22 protein-coding genes are annotated in these 17,579 nt (G+C 40.3%); 19 read left to right on the top strand and 3 right to left on the bottom strand.

Annotated features, from left to right (window positions below):
- Window positions 1-205 precede the first annotated feature (205 nt).
- A complete protein-coding gene (locus EKM69_RS02515) occupies window positions 206-1,549 on the top strand; it encodes an NCS2 family permease (RefSeq protein ID WP_125707790.1) in 1,344 nt (447 codons plus the stop codon).
- A gap of 577 nt (window positions 1,550-2,126) precedes the next feature.
- Here the strand turns inward: EKM69_RS02515 and EKM69_RS02510 are convergent.
- From EKM69_RS02510 to EKM69_RS02500, 3 genes are read right to left on the bottom strand one after another with little or no spacing between them, the layout of a single operon-like run.
- Window positions 2,127-2,510 (bottom strand): DUF4430 domain-containing protein, encoded by a 384-nt coding sequence (locus tag EKM69_RS02510; protein ID WP_125707788.1) that lies wholly within the window; start codon window positions 2,508-2,510, stop codon window positions 2,127-2,129.
- A 20-nt stretch (window positions 2,511-2,530) separates the two neighbouring features.
- Window positions 2,531-2,884: a BMC domain-containing protein gene (locus EKM69_RS02505; protein WP_125707786.1), complete on the bottom strand. Its 354-nt coding sequence runs from the start codon at window positions 2,882-2,884 to the stop codon at window positions 2,531-2,533.
- Window positions 2,877-3,443, bottom strand: a complete 567-nt coding sequence (locus tag EKM69_RS02500; RefSeq protein WP_125707784.1) for an NADPH-dependent FMN reductase — start codon at window positions 3,441-3,443, stop codon at window positions 2,877-2,879. The genes EKM69_RS02505 and EKM69_RS02500 overlap by 8 nt, the downstream gene beginning before the upstream one ends.
- A 391-nt stretch (window positions 3,444-3,834) precedes the next feature.
- On the opposite strand from EKM69_RS02500, the gene EKM69_RS02495 reads away from it, so the two are divergent.
- From EKM69_RS02495 to EKM69_RS02410, 18 genes are read left to right on the top strand one after another with little or no spacing between them, the layout of a single operon-like run.
- Window positions 3,835-4,122 carry a BMC domain-containing protein gene (locus EKM69_RS02495; RefSeq protein WP_048702440.1) on the top strand — a complete coding sequence of 96 codons (288 nt, stop codon included), beginning with the start codon at window positions 3,835-3,837 and terminating at the stop codon, window positions 4,120-4,122.
- A gap of 11 nt (window positions 4,123-4,133) precedes the next feature.
- On the top strand, window positions 4,134-4,937 hold the full coding sequence (gene pduB, locus EKM69_RS02490; protein WP_125707782.1) for a propanediol utilization microcompartment protein PduB: 804 nt from the start codon (window positions 4,134-4,136) through the stop codon (window positions 4,935-4,937).
- Window positions 4,938-4,973: 36 nt separating this feature from the next.
- Window positions 4,974-6,638, top strand: a complete 1,665-nt coding sequence (locus EKM69_RS02485; RefSeq protein WP_125707780.1) for a propanediol/glycerol family dehydratase large subunit — start codon at window positions 4,974-4,976, stop codon at window positions 6,636-6,638.
- A gap of 28 nt (window positions 6,639-6,666) precedes the next feature.
- Complete coding sequence (locus tag EKM69_RS02480; RefSeq protein WP_125707778.1) at window positions 6,667-7,380, top strand: propanediol/glycerol family dehydratase medium subunit; 714 nt, start codon at window positions 6,667-6,669, stop codon at window positions 7,378-7,380.
- Between the two features lie 16 nt (window positions 7,381-7,396).
- Window positions 7,397-7,933, top strand: coding sequence for a diol dehydratase small subunit (locus EKM69_RS02475; RefSeq protein ID WP_125707776.1), 537 nt, complete (start codon window positions 7,397-7,399; stop codon window positions 7,931-7,933).
- A 22-nt stretch (window positions 7,934-7,955) separates the two neighbouring features.
- Window positions 7,956-9,788: a diol dehydratase reactivase subunit alpha gene (locus EKM69_RS02470; RefSeq protein ID WP_125707774.1), complete on the top strand. Its 1,833-nt coding sequence runs from the start codon at window positions 7,956-7,958 to the stop codon at window positions 9,786-9,788.
- A complete protein-coding gene (locus EKM69_RS02465) occupies window positions 9,788-10,153 on the top strand; it encodes a glycerol dehydratase reactivase beta/small subunit family protein (protein WP_125707772.1) in 366 nt (121 codons plus the stop codon). Before EKM69_RS02470 ends, EKM69_RS02465 begins: the two co-directional genes overlap by 1 nt.
- Before the next feature lie 2 nt (window positions 10,154-10,155).
- Entirely contained in the window at window positions 10,156-10,602 is a 447-nt protein-coding gene (locus EKM69_RS02460) for a BMC domain-containing protein (protein ID WP_125707770.1), read from the top strand.
- A 14-nt stretch (window positions 10,603-10,616) separates the two neighbouring features.
- On the top strand, window positions 10,617-10,895 hold the full coding sequence (locus EKM69_RS02455) for a BMC domain-containing protein (protein ID WP_269464895.1): 279 nt from the start codon (window positions 10,617-10,619) through the stop codon (window positions 10,893-10,895).
- Window positions 10,896-10,924: 29 nt separating this feature from the next.
- Entirely contained in the window at window positions 10,925-11,572 is a 648-nt protein-coding gene (gene pduL, locus EKM69_RS02450) for a phosphate propanoyltransferase (RefSeq protein WP_125707768.1), read from the top strand.
- 26 nt (window positions 11,573-11,598) lie between these two features.
- Entirely contained in the window at window positions 11,599-12,114 is a 516-nt protein-coding gene (pduM, locus tag EKM69_RS02445) for a PduM family microcompartment protein (protein ID WP_125707766.1), read from the top strand.
- Entirely contained in the window at window positions 12,089-12,364 is a 276-nt protein-coding gene (locus EKM69_RS02440) for a EutN/CcmL family microcompartment protein (protein WP_125707848.1), read from the top strand. The genes pduM and EKM69_RS02440 overlap by 26 nt, the downstream gene beginning before the upstream one ends.
- Before the next feature lie 11 nt (window positions 12,365-12,375).
- The gene (locus tag EKM69_RS02435; RefSeq protein ID WP_125707764.1) at window positions 12,376-12,948 is read left to right on the top strand and encodes a cob(I)yrinic acid a,c-diamide adenosyltransferase; all 573 of its coding nucleotides are present in this window, start codon (window positions 12,376-12,378) and stop codon (window positions 12,946-12,948) included.
- A gap of 2 nt (window positions 12,949-12,950) precedes the next feature.
- Window positions 12,951-13,424, top strand: a complete 474-nt coding sequence (locus tag EKM69_RS02430; protein ID WP_125707762.1) for a GlcG/HbpS family heme-binding protein — start codon at window positions 12,951-12,953, stop codon at window positions 13,422-13,424.
- Entirely contained in the window at window positions 13,424-14,842 is a 1,419-nt protein-coding gene (locus EKM69_RS02425) for an aldehyde dehydrogenase family protein (RefSeq protein WP_125707760.1), read from the top strand. Before EKM69_RS02430 ends, EKM69_RS02425 begins: the two co-directional genes overlap by 1 nt.
- Window positions 14,843-14,858: 16 nt before the next feature.
- A complete protein-coding gene (locus EKM69_RS02420) occupies window positions 14,859-15,986 on the top strand; it encodes a 1-propanol dehydrogenase PduQ (RefSeq protein ID WP_125707758.1) in 1,128 nt (375 codons plus the stop codon).
- 28 nt (window positions 15,987-16,014) lie between these two features.
- Entirely contained in the window at window positions 16,015-17,190 is a 1,176-nt protein-coding gene (locus EKM69_RS02415) for an acetate/propionate family kinase (RefSeq protein WP_125707756.1), read from the top strand.
- Between the two features lie 14 nt (window positions 17,191-17,204).
- A complete protein-coding gene (locus tag EKM69_RS02410; protein ID WP_125707754.1) occupies window positions 17,205-17,555 on the top strand; it encodes a BMC domain-containing protein in 351 nt (116 codons plus the stop codon).
- Window positions 17,556-17,579: the final 24 nt, after the last annotated feature.

Raw genomic sequence — 17,579 nt, 5'->3', positions numbered from 1 at the left:
CTCTCCAATGGGTTTTCCAGATTTGTTACACACTAGAGTAAATGTTTTTTTTGAAAATAACAAGTATTTTTCATATAAAAATTCGAATAATTCCGAACAATAATTAATTTTTAATTGTTAATGTTTCGGTTTTTGCTTGCAAAAATTATCGTTATTTGTCATACTGTGATTATTCATTAAGTAATATTTAAGGGGCGTATAAATTTTGGATGCAGCAAATGGTAATAATAATCAAAGTTTTATCGAACGTTTATTCCATTTAAATGAGAATAACACTACGGTAAGACGTGAAATCCTTGCTGGACTAACGACATTCGTATCAATGGCTTACATTTTGTTCGTTAACCCGCAAGTTCTTGGAACTGCAGGAATGGATAAGGGAGCTGTTTTTACAGCCACAGCCTTATCAGCAATTTTAGGTTCGGTCTTAATGGCACTGTTAGCCAATTATCCGATCGCCATTGCACCGGGACTAGGTGACAATGCATTCTTTACTTATTCAGTAGTATTAGCAATGGGGATTCCATGGCAAACAGCCATGGCAGGTGTTTTAGTATCAAGTGTAATTTTCTTGATCATCTCAGTCTTAAAAGTTCGTGAGATCGTCATTGACTCGATCCCGCATGATTTGAAACTTGCCGTAGCAGCAGGTATCGGATTATTCATCGCTTTCGTAGGTTTACAAGGTGGTGGCTTGATCACAGCAAGTAAATCGACTCTAGTAACCATGGGTTCGTTCACAGTACCAACAACATGGTTAACAATTTTTGGACTAGTAGTAACAGGAATTTTAATGGCAAGAAAAATCCCAGGATCGATCTTCATCGGAATGATCCTAACAACGATTCTAGGATTAGCCACAAAACTGATCCCACTACCAGACCACATCATCTCAACAATACCAAGTTTAAAACCAACCTTTGGTGTAGCCGTACAACACCTAGGTGACATCAAACAACCACAATTGTGGGCCGTAGTATTAATTTTCCTACTAGTAGCCTTCTTCGACACAGCCGGAACCATGATCGGCCTAGCAGAACAAGCGGGCTTCATGAAAAACAACAAAATGCCAAGAATCGGCCGCGCCTTAATGGCCGACTCAGTATCAATGCTAGGTGGTGCCTTCATGGGAACAACACCAACAGCAGCCTACGTAGAATCATCAGCCGGAATCGCCATCGGAGGAAGAACCGGACTAACATCACTAACAGTAGGAGTAATGTTTGCCCTAGCAATGTTCTTCTCACCACTACTAGCAGTAGTAACCACCAACGTAACAGCACCAGTACTAATAATCGTCGGAATCCTAATGGCACAATCAATGAAATACATCGATTGGGAAAAATTCGAAATAGCAATGCCAGCCTTCCTAACAATAGTAGGAATGCCATTAACCTACAACATCAGTTACGGAATAGCCTTCGGCTTCATAGCATACCCACTAACAATGGTAGCAGCTGGAAGACACAAAGAAATAAACCCAGTAATGTACATCCTATTCTTCGTATTCTTATTACTACTATACGTAATCAACGTATTGCCAAGTTAAAAAACGAAGACCACAAAAAAAGGACTCTATGTTAGAAAAACAACTAACATAGGGTCTTTTTTTAACCTTTTTTGGAGAGGTTTGTGGCCTTTTTTTCAAAGAAAAAAGGGAAGCGAGGTGCGAAGCAACGAGCCAGAAAAACAAAGAATCAAGCTACGAACCGATTGCAACGAAATAAAAAAATAGAACAGATAGGGATAACCAACAAAAATCGTAAGAACGGATAAAGGTCAGTAACCGAAGCACCCCTAAAAACAGTCGACCAGAATAAAAATAAGTACCGTCCCACCCCCACCAGAAATTGATTTTTATACCAACTTAGGTTCTGCAGGGGTGGAGGGAATTCGCTGTCAGCCATGAAATTTCACTTAGCGGTTTACCGCTTAGTGAAAGACCCAGCTTTGAAACAAGCGAGCGGTCTGTGCTCGATTGGTTCAAAGTGGCGTCCATGGCGTTCCACAGCGCAATTCCCGGAACCCCTGCAGAACCGGCAATAAACCCACAACAAAAAAAGACAACGACCAAAAAAGTCGTTGCCAATTAAAAATCGAAAATCAAAAATTAAAAATCAAAATCACTATTTAGCTTCATACTTAGCAAGCTTAAATTGTACATGATCCTTGTTATGAAGCTTCTTCTTGCTAGCCATCACATTAACTTGTTTCTTATTAACAGTAAATGTCCAGTAAACTTGCTTCTTATCGTTTTGCTTGTGTCCATCGATAGAAGTAATAAAACCTTTACTTTCAGAAACTTTCCAGCCTTTTTTAAGACCAGTCATAACTGATGAGCCTTTCTTAAGAGTCAATTTCTTCTTAGAAATAGTCTTCTTATTCTTCTTCAAGACATAAGTAACCTTGATCTTGTTGTTGTTGCTACTCTTAGCTTGGGCGGTGGATGCCGGAGCAACTGTCCCCACTAGTAATAGCAATGCAAGTAGTAATGAAGTTAGTTTTTTCATAATTTCCCCCTCAAATTTGGTTAACTTCTGGTTATCATTGTAACACTAAATTTCAGTCGATTTTCAAAATAATCGAGCACACTTTGCAAAGAAGTTTCAAGATCGTCGATTCGACCGACTAAAAACAGTGAACCACTAAACCGATCCAAAAAAGCGACTTTTACATCACCAGATTTGACCGCAATATCACCGGCAATGATGGTTGATTCTGCCGGTGTCAAAGTAATGATACCGATGGGATCGGTAGTATCGAGTACGCCGAGTTTTTCATATAGGTCAGGATTCGGGTTGGCAATGATGTGTGCCAACGTGATCTGCTTACCAGGAACATACTCTTGGATGATTCTTTCTGGAGCTGTTTCTTCGTTATTCATTGGCTAATTCCTTTTGTCTTTCATTTACTAAACTCTTAAATTCATTAAATTGTTGTTCCATTACATCAATTGACTTTTGAGAAGTGAGGTTGCCGTTTTCGTCAAATAAATCAGCAGCGTTAGTTACGAGACATTCGATCGAACGAGTGACATGAGCATTGATCATTGGAGATTCGAGAACTTGTCGTAGCTGCATTTGTGCTCTGACAGTTCCTAAAGGACCGGTTGAAGCTCCCATCAACATCACAGGTTTATGCAGTAGTAGAGAAGGGACCATCGAACACCAGTCGATGGCATTTTTTATGTTAGCTGTCATTCCATGATTAATTTCCGGAGTAGCGATAACTAGTCCGTCAGCTGATCTAATACTTTCACACATATACTTCACTTTTGATGGAAAGTCAGCATATTTACTGAAACGTAAAAATGGTAGATCATCGATATATAATATTTGTAAATTCATTTCATTAATGTATTTTTTACGAAGAAAATTTATTAAATATTGATTATAGCTACCTGTTTTGCTACTTCCACAAAAGGCTACGACCTTCATTACCATTTAAATCACTCCTAATTGTTTGTGACTTCACATAATTATGATTAGTGTCACATTTTAGGGGTAAATGGTCAATATTTATCTCAAATTTTAATTTTTTATAAAAATAAAACGTTGATATATCAACAATGGTAGCGCTAATACAGCAATATATTGTAAAGAGGACAAGATATTTGCAAGGGTTTTCATTTTTTAGTTGATTGATGCTACCGCTTACATTGTGAAATATGTGATATTCGTGGTGGAAAACGCTTTTATATGTGGTTTTATATTGTGAATGGACAAAATAGTGGATTTTCAATATTGTGGCATTGTTACAAAATTAACAACTATTTTCCAATATTTCATCTATACTCTAGGAGTATTCAATTTTTAATTAATGGAGGTACTAATTATGGCACTCGAAGCCTTAGGTTTGGTAGAAACAAGAGGATTGGTCCCAGCTATTGAAGCTGCCGATGCAATGCTCAAAGCAGCTAACGTTACATTAGTTGGCGAACAAAAAGTTGGACACGGATTGGTTACTATTATGGTCCGTGGTGATGTTGGAGCTGTTAATGCATCAGTTGATGCTGGTGTTTCTGCCGCTGAAAATATTGGTGAGGTTACATCTAACTACGTAATCCCAAGACCACATGAAGATGTCGACAAACTAATCGCATTAGAAACAGCAAAGAAGTAGGGGAATAGCCTATGACTGAGCCTGACGAAAATGAACTAGTCGAAAGAGTTTTATCTCAGGTGCTTAGAAATAATGTAATTAATGACAAACAGAAAGCAGGTGTGAGTCGCTTGAGTTCATCTATTAATGGAGTAACAGAATTTATTGGTACAGCTCCAATTGGTGACACGATCGGTATGGCAATTGCCAATGTGGATCCAGAATTATTGAAGAATCTACACGTTGATCATGAATATCGTTCAATTGGAATTTTATCCGCTAGAACTGGTGGCGGACCACAAATTATGTCAATGGACGAGGCCGTTAAGGGAACTAATACAGAAGCTATTAGTGTTCAAATGCCTCGTGATACAAAAGGTGGAGCTGGACATGGTTCTTTAGTAATTGTCGGAGGGGACGACGTTTCTGACGTCCGTCAAGCCGTACACATTGCCTTAAAGAATGTTCCAAAGCACTTCGGAGATGTTTATAACACTCCAGCAGGTCACTTGGAATTACAATACACAGCCCGTGCAAGTCAAGTATGTAACTTAGCCTTCGGTGCTCCTGAAGGAAAAGCTTACGGATTGATTGCTGGTGCCCCATCAGGTATCGGCGTTGTCATGGCGGATGTTTCATTGAAAGCCGCAAATGTTGAGGCAATTTCATTCGCATCACCAGCACACGGAACAAGTTTTTCAAACGAGGGTATTTTACACATTTCTGGTGAATCAGGAGCTGTTAGACAAGCAGTCCTTTCTGCCCGTGATGTTGGTATCAAATTATTGAGCCAACTAGGTGGAACACCAACAAATGATTACCCTTCATACATCTAGAAAATAATAAGAATGTCCAGACGTGAGGTGGATAATTTGAAGAGACAAAAGAGATTTGAGGAATTGGAAAAAAGACCAGTTCATGAAGATGGATTTGTTGATGAATGGCCTGAAGAAGGTTTCGTCGCAATGGACGGACCTTATGATCCAAAACCTAGTGTAAAAATTGAAAATGGTGAAATTGTTGAGTTAGACGGTAAAAAGAAAGAAGACTTCGATTTGATCGATGTCTTCATCGCAAAACACGCCATCAACCTTGACACTACTGAAAAAGTATTAGCTATGGATTCACAAAAAATTGCAAACATGCTTTGTGATCCTAACGTAACACGTGACAAGATCATTCCTATCACAACAGGATTTACACCCGCAAAGGCTGCCGAAGTTATTAGTCAACTAAACTTCGTTGAAATGATGATGGCAACACAAAAGATGCGTCCACGTAAGACTCCTGCTACCCAAGGTCACGTTACCAACATCCGTGATAATCCTGTTCTTATCGCCGCTGATGCTGCCGATGCAGCTCTCAGAGGTTTCCCAGAACAAGAAACAACTACAGCGGTTGCTCGTTACGCACCAATGAATGCTATTTCGATCATGGTCGGAGCACAAACTGGTCGTCCCGGTGTCTTAACACAATGTTCAGTTGAGGAAGCTGAAGAGTTGAGTTTAGGTATGCGTGGATTCACTGCTTATGCTGAAACAATTTCCGTTTATGGTACAGAACAAGTATTTACTGATGGTGATGACACTCCTTGGTCTAAAGGATTCTTGGCATCATGTTATGCATCACGTGGTTTGAAGATGCGTTTCACATCAGGTTCAGGTTCTGAAGTTATGATGGGATATGCAGAAAAGAAATCAATGCTTTACCTTGAAGCACGTTGTATTTTCATCACTAAAGGTTGTGGTGTACAAGGTCTTCAAAATGGTGCTGTTTCATGTATCGGTATCCCCGGAGCTGTTCCATCAGGTATTCGTGAAGTTCTTGGTGAAAACCTTCTATGTATGGCAATGGATATCGAGTGTGCTTCTGGTAATGACCAAGCATTCTCACATTCAGACATCCGTAGAACTGAAAGATTATTAGGTCAATTCCTTGCCGGAACAGACTACATTTCATCAGGTTACTCATCAGTTCCTAACTACGATAATACTTTCGCTGGATCAAACATGGACGCTACTGACTACGATGATTACTATGCTATGCAACGTGACCTCAAGGTCAACGGTGGTTTAGTCCCAGTTAAAGAAGCAGACATCATCAAAGCTAGAAACAAAGCTGCTAAAGCCTTGCAAGCTGTCTTCAAGTCACTTGATCTTCCTGAGATCACAGACGAAGAAGTTGAAGCCGCAACTTACGCTTTCACTTCAAAAGATATGCCTGAACGTAACATGGTTGAAGATATGAAGGCTGCCCAAGATCTTATGGATCGTGGTGTAACCGGTGTTGATGTTATTAAAGGACTTTACGCTGGTGGTTTCACAGACGTTGCCCAAGCCGTATTGAACTTACTTCAACAAAGAATCGCCGGAGACTTCCTACAAACTTCAGCTATCTTTGACAAAGACTGGAATGTCATTTCAGCCGTAAACAATACGAACGACTATAACGGTCCAGGTACTGGATACCATATTGATGACGAACTTTGGGAAAAGATCAAAGATGTTCCAATGGCCATCAATCCAGCTGACGTATAAAAAGATAGTGTGAAGGGAGGTTCAACTAATGAGTGAAGAAATCAATGAAAAATTATTAAGAGAAATAATTCGTCAAGTTATTACAGAAACAAAGGCAACTGATAAAAAAGTCGATTTTAACGGCAATCAGGCAAGTAGCTCAGCTGCAACAGCTACAGCTACTAAACGAGCTCCAGGAACAGATGCACCACTTCAACTAGATTGGTTCAAGCATGTTGGTCCTGCTAAGAAGGGAACTTCAACTGATGAAGTTGTCGTTGCTGTTTTACCAGGATTTGCTGAACATATGACAGAAAACTTGAAGGGTATCAAACATAAGGACATCCTCCGTGAAGTTACTGCCGGAATCGAAGAGCAAGGACTTAAAGCCAGAGTTATCAAAGTTTACCGTACAGCTGACGTTTCATTCGCCGGTTCTGAAGGTGACCAATACTCAGGTTCAGGAGTTTCCGTAGCTATTCAATCAAAAGGTACAAGTATTATTCATCAAAAGGATTTGGAACCATTATCAAACCTTGAATTGTTCCCACAAGCACCAGTTATTGATTTGAAGACTTACCGTGCTATCGGTGCTAACGCTGCTCGTTATGCCAAAGGTGAATCACCTACACCGGTACCAACAGTTAACGATCAAATGGCTCGTGTTAAGTATCAAGCTAAGTCAGCTTTGATGCACATCAAGGAAACAAAATACGTTGTAACTGGAAAGGGACCAGACGAAATCGAAGTAAACTTCGACTAATCTACAGGTGGTATTAATGACAGAAATAAATGATTTAATTAGCAAAATTGTTAATAACGTGCAAGAAGAACAAGCTAACAGTTCATCAAGCACAAATACTGCAACAGCCAGTCCACAATCAGCTCCTACTTCAGGTAAGACTATGACTCAAGCTGACTACCCATTTTTCCAAAAACATCCAGATCTAGTTAATGCCCCAACAGGTAAGAACGTTAAAGACGTTACACTTGAAGCCGCTATTAACGGTGACGTTAAACCAGAAGATCTTCGTATCTCTCCAGCAACTTTGAAGGCACAAGGACAAATCGCTGCTAGTGCCGGAAGAGCATCGATCCAAAGTAACTTTGATCGTGCTGCTGAATTGACAAAGATCCCTGATGAAAGAGTTTTGGAAATGTACGGTTCACTTCGTCCATACCGTTCATCGAAACAAGAATTGATCGATATGGCTGAAGAGCTTGAAAACAAATACGGTGCAAAGATTTGTGGTGCATTTGTTCGTGAGGCTGCTGACGAATACGAAAAACGTAAGAAACTCAAAGGAGACAACTAGTTAATTCTAGTTGGTGAAAAATTTGCAAAGAGTAATTGGCGTTGATATTGGGAATTCATCCACGGAAGTCGTGTTAGCAGAAATTTCCAGTGATGGTTCTATAAATTTTGTAAATTCAAATATTGCTGAAACTACCGGTATCAAAGGTACTAAGCAAAACATGATGGGGATCAGGAATTCGATCAATGGTTTGTTGAAGAAATGTTCAATTGCCATTGAAGACGTTGACTTGATCCGGATCAACGAGGCAACTCCCGTAATTGGTGACGTTGCGATGGAAACAATCACCGAAACAGTTATTACAGAATCAACTATGATCGGACACAATCCCAAAACACCTGGTGGCGTTGGAGTCGGCATTGGATACACGGTAGATATTCGTGATTTAGCTGATAAAGGAGTCGACGGAAGAGACTACGTAGTAGTAGTACCCGAAGAGTTGGATTTTGCGGATGTCGCAAAATTGATCAACACCTATTGGGAACACGGCTACAAAGTAACTGCTGCGATCTTGCAATCTGACGACGGTGTATTGGTCGACAATCGACTAGACAAGACTATTCCAATCGTTGATGAAGTTGCCTTCATCGACAAGATCCCAATGAACATGTTATCGGCCGTTGAAGTAGCTGATAAAGGTAAGGTAATTTCACAATTATCAAACCCTTATGGTATTGCAACTGTCTTTAACTTAAGTTCAGAGGAGACCAAGAATATCGTGCCTGTTTCCAGAGCATTGATCGGCAATAGATCGGCTGTGGTCATCAAAACACCTAAGGGTGACGTTAAGGAAAGAGTTATTCCTGCTGGTTCAATTACTATCCACGGTAAACCAATGCCAAAGACGGTAGGACTATCAGGTGGTGCCGACAAGATCATGGACACCGTTTCATCATTTGAACAAATCGATGATGTAACTGGTGAATCTGGAACTAACATTGGTGGAATGCTCGAGCGTGTTCGAGAAACGATGGCTAAATTAACTGATAAGCAAATGGATGACATTGCCATTCAAGACTTGTTAGCTGTTAATACTTCGGTTCCAATCAATGTTAAAGGTGGACTAGCCGGAGAGTTCTCAATGGAACAAGCCGTTGGGATCGCCTCGATGGTTAAATCCGATCACTTGCAAATGTCAATGATCGCTGACGAAATGGAAAAAGCTTTCGGTGTGAAAGTTGAAATTGGTGGTGCTGAAGCACAATCAGCTATCTTAGGAGCCTTAACAACTCCTGGTACATCTGCACCAATGGCCATCCTAGACCTAGGTGCTGGATCAACTGATGCTTCGATCATCAATCCAGAAGGCGAATCAGTTGCCATTCACTTGGCAGGTGCTGGAGACATGGTTTCAATGATCATCAACTCTGAATTAGGTTTAGATGATCTGTACTTAGCAGAAGATATTAAAAAATATCCATTAGCAAAAGTTGAAAGCTTGTTCTTCATTCGCCATGAAGATGGATCAGTTCAATTTTTTGATAAGGCCCTACCTGGTAACTTGTTTGCCAAGACGGTCGTCGTCAAACCAGATGGATTCGTTCCTGTTCCAGGCGATTTGAGCATTGAAAAAATCAAGACAATTAGACAAACTGCCAAAAAGCGTGTCTTTGTCGAAAATGCCATTAGAGCATTGAAACATGTTTCCCCAACCGGAAACATTCGTGATATCCCATTCGTCGTAATCGTTGGTGGATCCGCACTAGACTTTGAGATCCCACAACTAGTTACTGATGAACTATCACATTACAACTTGGTAGCAGGTCGCGGTAACATTCGTGCTATCGAAGGACCAAGAAATGCTGTTGCAACAGGTTTGATCTTAACTTATGCCGAAAGTTTGAGGAATAAATAATGGATGTTAAAAAGCCAGAAATATTTATCGCTCAAGCTAGTGATTCAAGATTATTTCAAACAGCCCTGTATGGAATCGAAGAGGAAGGAATTCCTTTTCGAGAAATCAACGATAGCGACATCGAGAATTTATCAAACATGTCAACAGTAGAAAAAGCTTACCAAGCTGCATTAGCCTCCCAACTAGGAGTTGGCTTAGCTTATGACGAAAACTTCGCATACTTACACCAAAAGAATCTTCCTAAAGATGAACCACTTTTTAAAGTAAGTATTTCAGATCAAGAAGATATTAATCATTTAGGTACTAATGCCGCACGCTTAGTTAAAGGCGTCCCATTCAAAGACATTAAAGAAAAGGGTGAATAAAAATGAGTGAATCCCTTGGATTAGTCGAAGTTGTTGGTTATTCAACAGCCGTTTATATTGCTGATTCAATGGTCAAAACGGCCGACGTTCAAATTGAAAAAGTTGAACGTGCTCGTGGCGATGGTTGGATGACAGTTTATGTCACAGGTGATGTTGGTGCTGTAAATGCCAGTGTGGCAGCAGGCCAAGATTCAGCTGAAAAAGTGGGTAAATTTGTTTCATCGAGAGTTATTGCTAGACCTGCCGGTGATCTTGCCGAGTTCAGTTATGCCAAATCTGGTGCACCAGTTGCTCCAGAAACGGAAAACGATACTGAAGAAAAAGCAGATACGGACAAGACAGAATCTGCAAAACCTAGTCAAACAAATTCAAACACGAAATCAACTACAAGACGTACAAGAAGCACAAGAAATACCAAGAACAATAGCAACAACAACAAGAAAAAATAAACTTGGAGGAAACAATTATGAATAACGCATTAGGAATGATCGAAACAAAAGGTTTAGTAGGTGCTATCGAAGCTGCCGATGCAATGGTTAAGGCTGCTAACGTATCTCTCGAAGGTTACGAAAAAATCGGTTCAGGATTAGTAACAGTTATCGTCCGTGGTGATGTTGGTGCCGTTAAAGCTGCCGTTGATGCAGGTACTTCATCAGCTGAAGAAGTTGGAGAAGTGGTATCAAGCTACGTAATCCCTCGTCCACACGCAGATGTTGAAAAAATCTTACCAAACAACAAATAATCTGTAATTACTAGAGTGGAGGAACCAGAATGAATGACGAACAACTACGCACAATGATTCGTCGAATCATTAGCGAAGAATTAAATAATGATGATGGTGCCATCGATATCGGTGTTTCAAACCACCACATTCATTTATCAGAAGAAGACTTTGCAACATTGTTCCCAGGTCAAAAGTTTGAATTGTATCGTCAATTGAAACAACCTGCCGACTTTGCTGCTAAGCAAACCGTAACTTTGGTTGGCCCTAACGGCTTCCAGATCCCACACGTAAGACTTTTGGGACCTGCTAGAAGTCACTCACAAATCGAGATTTCAAGAACAGAAGCTCGTCAATTAGATATTGATGCTCCTATTCGTTTGTCAGGTAACTTAGATGGCACACCATCACTAACAGTTAAATCTGATAATGCTGAGATCAAGGTCCAAGGAGTTATCGCTGCTAAACGTCACATTCACATGAGCTTAGCTGATGCTGAAAAATATGGCGTTAAATACGGTGACACCGTTAAGGTCAAGATCCAGTCAAAAGATCGTTGCACAATTTATGGTGACGTGATTGCTAGACCTCGTGAAGACTTCGTAACAGAAATGCACATCGATACTGATGAAGCAAATGCAGCGAACGTTCAAAGCGATACCAAAGCATACATCATCCAAGATGATGATAATAAATAGACCTTATGGAAAGGGTGGTGACCTAGATGAATACTGATCAAGACAAATTGATCAATGCAGTGATGCAAGTCATTGAAACTAGATCGCATAACACTTTTAAGGTTGAAAGTCGGGGCAATGTCCCGGATGAAAAAGTTTTTTTAGAAAATAAATCAGTCGTAATATCGTCGATGGATCTGTCATTGATCCGTGATTTAAACGGATTCAAGACAGAAAATCCATGGGTCGATTGGATCCAAAAAGGTTTGAGCTACGACGAGAAGTTCGAATTAAAACTCGGATTTTCAGATCTGCAGTTGTTACCTTGGAATTTGGTAGTCCGGACGCCATTTACTTTCACTAGTAAGGATGGTCGATCGATCAACGCAATCGATAGAAAAGCTATTACTCGCAATGACGTAATGTTTTTGGAAAAGGGTAGTTATTTATTGAAGAGCAATGCTCAATTGATCACGGATTATGCCAAAGAAGAACTATATTCTAGAAAAATAGAGACAGTGGAAAGGATTGAAGAAAATGTACATGGGAGTTGTGGTTGGTAGTGTTGTATCTACTCAAAAAGCCCATTCATTGGTCGGCAAAAAATTAATGATCGTTCAACCGATCGACAGTTCCAAAAATCCAGTACGTTGCGAAGAGGTGTCGATCGACACTGTTGGAGCAGGTATCGGAGAAACTGTTCTCTTAGTAAGAGGTGCAGCTGCACGTATCTCAGATACGAAGAATGGTCCAGTTAAAAACGAGGCTAGTGATTCCGCAATTGTCGGAATAATCGATAGGTTTGATAAGTAGAGGAATTAATCATGGGAATTTATACAAAAAAAGGTGACAAAGGTAAAACTTCTCTGTACGACGGCACACGTGTCAAAAAATATTCATTGCGAGTCGAGACGTATGGCTCGATCGATGAATTGAATAGTCAGATTAGTGTTGCTCAAAAGTTTTGTAAAGATCCGAAAAACGTCGAGATCCTCGATACGATTCAAAACAATCTGTTTATCGTTGCAGGAGAATTAGCCAATGTTGATACTGCTAATTTTTACAAAAATAGCAAGAGCATCGGACCTGATGATACAAAACTTCTAGAGAATGTGATCGACGAATACACAGCAAAATTGCCAGTGCTTCACGAGTTTATTTTACCTGGACGTAGCGTAGCCGGTGCACACTTGCATTTGTGTCGTTCCGTTTGTCGGAGAGCTGAGCGCTTAGTAGATCATCTAAACGATGATACGAAAGTCCGGCCTGACTTGATGAAATACGTCAACCGTCTGTCAGATTTTCTATACATCTTGGCCAGAGACGAAGATTATGTCGACCAGCTAGAAGGCTTAGTTGATAAAGTTCTTGAAAAGTATAAGAAAGAAGTGAATTAACGATGACACCAGAAAATCTTTTTGTAAACGTACAAAGTGCAATTAAATGCTCTGATGGCACTTCAGCCTTTAGCAGACAAAATCTTCAAAAGGCTTTAGATGCCGGTGAAAAAAAGGCTAATGAGATCAACGTTGGGGTCACAATGTGTATCACTGATGCATATGCTCAACCAATTTTGACTTATCATATGCCAAACGCAAACATGGTCAGCCTAGAACTTGCTCCAAAAAAGGCATGGTCAGCTGTAGCCATGAAAATGCCAACGAAAGACATTAGCGACCAGATCCAACCAGGTGCTCCATTGTATCAAATGGGAGGCATGTTGGACGGCAAGCTAGCATCATTTGCTGGTGGCAATCCTATTATCGTAAACAATCAAATTGTTGGATCTGTAGGAGTAAGTGGCGGTGCTGTTGAAGAAGACCAAGCAGTCAGTCTTGCAATCGTCAACTACATTAAGGAAGGACTTAAATAATGGACAATTTAGAAGAAAAAATTAGAAGCATCCTTAGCGAAGAATTACAAAATGCATCAAATGGTAGTTCAAGTTTAGGATCTACTGATTCGGGCGAGAATGGTATTTTTGATAATGTTGACGATGCTATTGCAGCTGCAAAAGCAGCTGAGGATACATTTATTGATGCATCGATCGAAACTAGAAACAAAGTTATCGATGCGATCAAGACAGGTTTCAAGCCATATATCGAATGGATGGCAAAACAAATCAAAGAAGAAACAGGCATGGGTACTGTTGATGCAAAGATCGCTAAGTTGAACAATGCTTTGTACAACACACCAGGACCAGAAATCTTACAACCAGAAGCTGAAACAGGTGATGGTGGTTTGATCATGTACGAATATGCACCTTATGGTGTTATTGGTGCTGTTGGTCCCAGTACTAACCCTTCAGAAACTGTTATTGCTAACGCTATTATGATGCTTGCTGGTGGTAACACCGTATACTTCGGTGCTCACCCAGGTGCAAAGAACATCACTCGTTGGACAATCGAAAAATTGAACGAATTCGTTTACCAAGCAACTGGTCTTAAGAACTTAGTTACTGGTATCAATGAACCTTCAATCGAAGCTGTTCAAAGAATGATGAAACATCCTGATATCGCTGCCTTGTCAGTTACTGGTGGACCAGCCGTAGTTCATCAGGCCATGACAAGTGGTAAGAAGGCTATCGGTGCTGGTGCTGGTAACCCTCCTGCAATCGTTGATGCTACAGCTGATATTGATTTAGCTGCTCACAACATCGTTGACTCAGCTGCTTTTGATAACGATATTTTATGTACCGCTGAAAAAGAAGTTGTTGTAGAAAAAGCTGTTAAAGATGAATTGATCCAAAAGATGGAAGCTGAAGGTGCCTTCATGGTTACTAACAAAGCTGACATCGACCATATGATCGATTTGACAATCAACAAGAATGGTACACCTAACCGTAAGTTTGTCGGTAAAGATGCTACTTTCATTCTTGATGAAGCTCACATCTCATATACAGGCGATCCTAAGATCATCATTTTGGAAGCTGACAAAGATCATCCATTCACATTAACAGAAATGTTAATGCCAATTATTCCAGTTGTTTGCTGTCCTGACTTTGATAGTACTTTGAAGACTGCTGTTTACGTTGAAGGTGGAAACCACCATACAGCATCAATTCACTCAAACAACTTGATCCACATTAACAAAGCCGCTCACCGTATGAATACTTCAATTTTCGTTGTTAACGGTCCTACATATGCCGGAACAGGTGTTGGATTCACTGGTGCTTCAGCTCTAACAATTGCTACACCAACTGGTGAAGGTACAACGACAGCTAAGTCATTCACTCGTCGTCGTAGATTAAATTCACCACAAGGATTCTCATTGAAGACTTGGAACAAATAATAAGGAAGTGTAAATAATGGTAGTAGATTTTAGTTTAAAACCACATATTATTTCTGGTAAGGACAGTCTCGACACACTCGATGCCATTAAAGATCAAACAATCCTTATGGTTTGTGATCCATTTCTTGATGGTAGCGATGAGTTGAACAAAATCAGAAGTCACGTTCATGCCAATAATCATGTCGAGGTCTTTTCAGATGTTAAGCCAAATCCTCCACTAACCAACATTATTGCTGGTGTGCAAGTATTTGAAAAAGTTAAGCCTACGATCATGATCGCAGTCGGTGGTGGTTCAGCCATCGATACAGCTAAAGCAATTCGTTTCTTCGGTGAAAAAGTAGCCAACACTAAAGTTGCATGTTTCATCGGTATCCCAACAACTAGTGGTACAGGTTCAGAAGTTACTAATACAGCGGTAATTACTGACGATAAGAACAACGTTAAGTTTCCAATTATGGATGATTACTTAACACCTGACATCTCGATTCTTTTCCCTGAGTTAGTAATGAGTGCGCCAGCCTCTGTCTCGGCTTTTTCAGGCTTGGACGTTTTGACTCACGCCTTAGAATCATTAGTTGCTAAAGATAGTAATTTGTTTACAGAAGCATTTTCTGAAAAAGCTATGAGTGTCATCTTTGACGATCTAGTCGAAGTTGTCATGAAGCAGCCTCAAAATTATGAACTAAGAAAGACAGTCCACGAAGCTTCCACAGCTGCTGGTATGGCCTTTAATGCCGCTGGTCTTGGATTTTGTCACGCGATTGCGCATCAACTTGGAGCAATTTTCCACATGCCACATGGGTTAGCTTGTGCGATGACATTACCTTATGTCGTTGAATACAACGCTGAGCATGACGAAGTTGCTTTGAAGAAATACGCTGCTGCCGCACGCAAATGTGGCTTAGTTGGCAAATCAGTTGGCGACAAAGTGGCTGTTCGTAAGATCGAAAGAACGATCCACCAAATGATGCAAGAAATGAATTGTCCAAAATCATTGCGTGCCTTTGGTGTTGATCGTAATGAAGCAGTCAAAGAAACAGACCGTGTGATCGAATACGCTAAAAAGGATGCTACCTTCCCAGGTAACCCTGTTGTACCTAGCGATGATGATCTTCGTGCTGTTTATGAAAAAGTTATTGGTTAGTTAAATATTTAGAAGTGGATGGGTGATTATGGTATCAAAAATTTTAGCAATAAATTCTGGGAGTTCATCTTTAAAATTTAAATTGTTCGAAATGCCCGAGGAAAACTTGATTGCCAAAGGCCAAGTCTATCGAATCGGTTTTTCCGATGCTGTCTTTGATATTGCTTTTGGTGATCAAAAGAAACATCAAGAATTAGATGTCCCAGATCACAATAAGGCTGTTCAATTAGTTATTAATGGTTTGGTCGACAACAAGATTGTTGCTGATCTTGATGAGATCAAAGGTGTTGGGCACCGAATTTCCAATGGTGGCGAAAAGTATGAAAAGTCCGTCATCGTTAATGACGACGTAGAGAAAACCATCGATAAGCTCTCTGCTTTGTCACCATTACACAATCCGGTCAACTTATTAGGCATTAAAGCCTTCGATAAGATTTTGCCTAAGACCCCTCAAGTAGCAGTTTTTGATACCGCCTTTAATTCGACTATCCCTCCAGAAAATGGTCTTTATGCTATACCTTACGAATATTACAAGAAATATGGAATCAAGCGTTTCGGTTTCCATGGTCCTAGTCATCTTTATATTTCGGAACGAGTTCAAGACTTGTTCCCTAATGCGGATTCGAAGATCATTAGTTGCCACCTTGGAAACGGCGCTAGTATTTCCGCCATCAAAGACGGGAAGACAATCGACAATTCCATGGGATTCACACCGCTTGCAGGTTTGATCATGGGTACTCGTTCAGGTGATCTAGATCCACAAATTATCCCATTCCTTCAGGAAAATGAAGATCTAGACGCTGAAGATATCAAAGATCTCCTCAACAAGAAATCCGGTTTACTCGGAATTTCCGGTGTATCCAGTGATGTTCGTGACGTTGAAAAAGCAGCCAGAGAGGGCAATGCTCGAGCTGAGTTAGCCATTAAAGCCTACGTTCACCGTATTCAAATGGTTATCGGTTCTTATATTGCCGAATTGGATGGCGTCGATACGATCGTCTTCACAGCTGGAGTTGGTGAACACGATGCGAACATTAGAAAAGCCGTCATGGACAACTTCCACTACCTAGGAGCTGAAATTGACGACAGTCGTAACGAGACTAGTGAGATCGTGATCAGTGCTGATGATAGTAAAGTCAATATTGCTGTTATCCCAACTGATGAAGAAATCGTTATCGCTCGTGATGTATTTAGATTAGTTTAGCTAGGATGAATAAAATGACAGAACAAAACGGATTGAGAAGAGTTATACAAGAATCAGTACCAGGAAAGCAAATTACGCTTGCACACGTGATCGCTATGCCAAATACGAAAATATTAAGAAGTATTGGGATAGATGAAACGAATATTTCTATTGGTATAATTACTATAACGCCTCCTGAAGCAGCTGCGATCATCTCCGATGTTGCCAGTAAATCAGGTGATGTTAAAATTGCTTTTATCGACCGTTTTAGTGGTTCGGTTGTTTTAACAGGGGATGTCAGCGCTGTAGAATCTGCCTTGCGAAAAGGTATCGATGCTTTGCATCAGAAACTAGGGTTTGATATCCCTGAAATAACAAAATCATAGGATAAAATGGTCACACTTCTTTTA

It is taken from the genome of Companilactobacillus zhongbaensis (assembly GCF_003946515.1).
Classification (GTDB): Bacteria; Bacillota; Bacilli; order Lactobacillales; family Lactobacillaceae; genus Companilactobacillus; species Companilactobacillus zhongbaensis.
The sequence above is the reverse complement of the archived record's forward strand: the minus strand, read 5'-3'. Positions and strand labels throughout refer to the sequence as shown.

What these genes read in the sequence shown, in the direction of transcription:
- EKM69_RS02510 (WP_125707788.1), bottom strand. Translation starts at nt 2,510, where the DNA reads ATGAAAAAACTAACTTCATTACTACTTGCATTGCTATTACTAGTGGGG.
- EKM69_RS02415 (WP_125707756.1), top strand. Translation starts at nt 16,015, where the DNA reads ATGGTATCAAAAATTTTAGCAATAAATTCTGGGAGTTCATCTTTAAAA.
- EKM69_RS02500 (WP_125707784.1), bottom strand. Translation starts at nt 3,443, where the DNA reads ATGGTAATGAAGGTCGTAGCCTTTTGTGGAAGTAGCAAAACAGGTAGC.
- EKM69_RS02460 (WP_125707770.1), top strand. Translation starts at nt 10,156, where the DNA reads ATGAGTGAATCCCTTGGATTAGTCGAAGTTGTTGGTTATTCAACAGCC.
- EKM69_RS02495 (WP_048702440.1), top strand. Translation starts at nt 3,835, where the DNA reads ATGGCACTCGAAGCCTTAGGTTTGGTAGAAACAAGAGGATTGGTCCCA.
- EKM69_RS02435 (WP_125707764.1), top strand. Translation starts at nt 12,376, where the DNA reads ATGGGAATTTATACAAAAAAAGGTGACAAAGGTAAAACTTCTCTGTAC.
- EKM69_RS02440 (WP_125707848.1), top strand. Translation starts at nt 12,089, where the DNA reads ATGTACATGGGAGTTGTGGTTGGTAGTGTTGTATCTACTCAAAAAGCC.
- EKM69_RS02410 (WP_125707754.1), top strand. Translation starts at nt 17,205, where the DNA reads ATGACAGAACAAAACGGATTGAGAAGAGTTATACAAGAATCAGTACCA.
- EKM69_RS02475 (WP_125707776.1), top strand. Translation starts at nt 7,397, where the DNA reads ATGACAGAAATAAATGATTTAATTAGCAAAATTGTTAATAACGTGCAA.
- pduB (WP_125707782.1), top strand. Translation starts at nt 4,134, where the DNA reads ATGACTGAGCCTGACGAAAATGAACTAGTCGAAAGAGTTTTATCTCAG.
- EKM69_RS02505 (WP_125707786.1), bottom strand. Translation starts at nt 2,884, where the DNA reads ATGAATAACGAAGAAACAGCTCCAGAAAGAATCATCCAAGAGTATGTT.
- pduL (WP_125707768.1), top strand. Translation starts at nt 10,925, where the DNA reads ATGAATGACGAACAACTACGCACAATGATTCGTCGAATCATTAGCGAA.
- EKM69_RS02430 (WP_125707762.1), top strand. Translation starts at nt 12,951, where the DNA reads ATGACACCAGAAAATCTTTTTGTAAACGTACAAAGTGCAATTAAATGC.
- EKM69_RS02420 (WP_125707758.1), top strand. Translation starts at nt 14,859, where the DNA reads ATGGTAGTAGATTTTAGTTTAAAACCACATATTATTTCTGGTAAGGAC.
- EKM69_RS02425 (WP_125707760.1), top strand. Translation starts at nt 13,424, where the DNA reads ATGGACAATTTAGAAGAAAAAATTAGAAGCATCCTTAGCGAAGAATTA.
- EKM69_RS02480 (WP_125707778.1), top strand. Translation starts at nt 6,667, where the DNA reads ATGAGTGAAGAAATCAATGAAAAATTATTAAGAGAAATAATTCGTCAA.
- pduM (WP_125707766.1), top strand. Translation starts at nt 11,599, where the DNA reads ATGAATACTGATCAAGACAAATTGATCAATGCAGTGATGCAAGTCATT.
- EKM69_RS02465 (WP_125707772.1), top strand. Translation starts at nt 9,788, where the DNA reads ATGGATGTTAAAAAGCCAGAAATATTTATCGCTCAAGCTAGTGATTCA.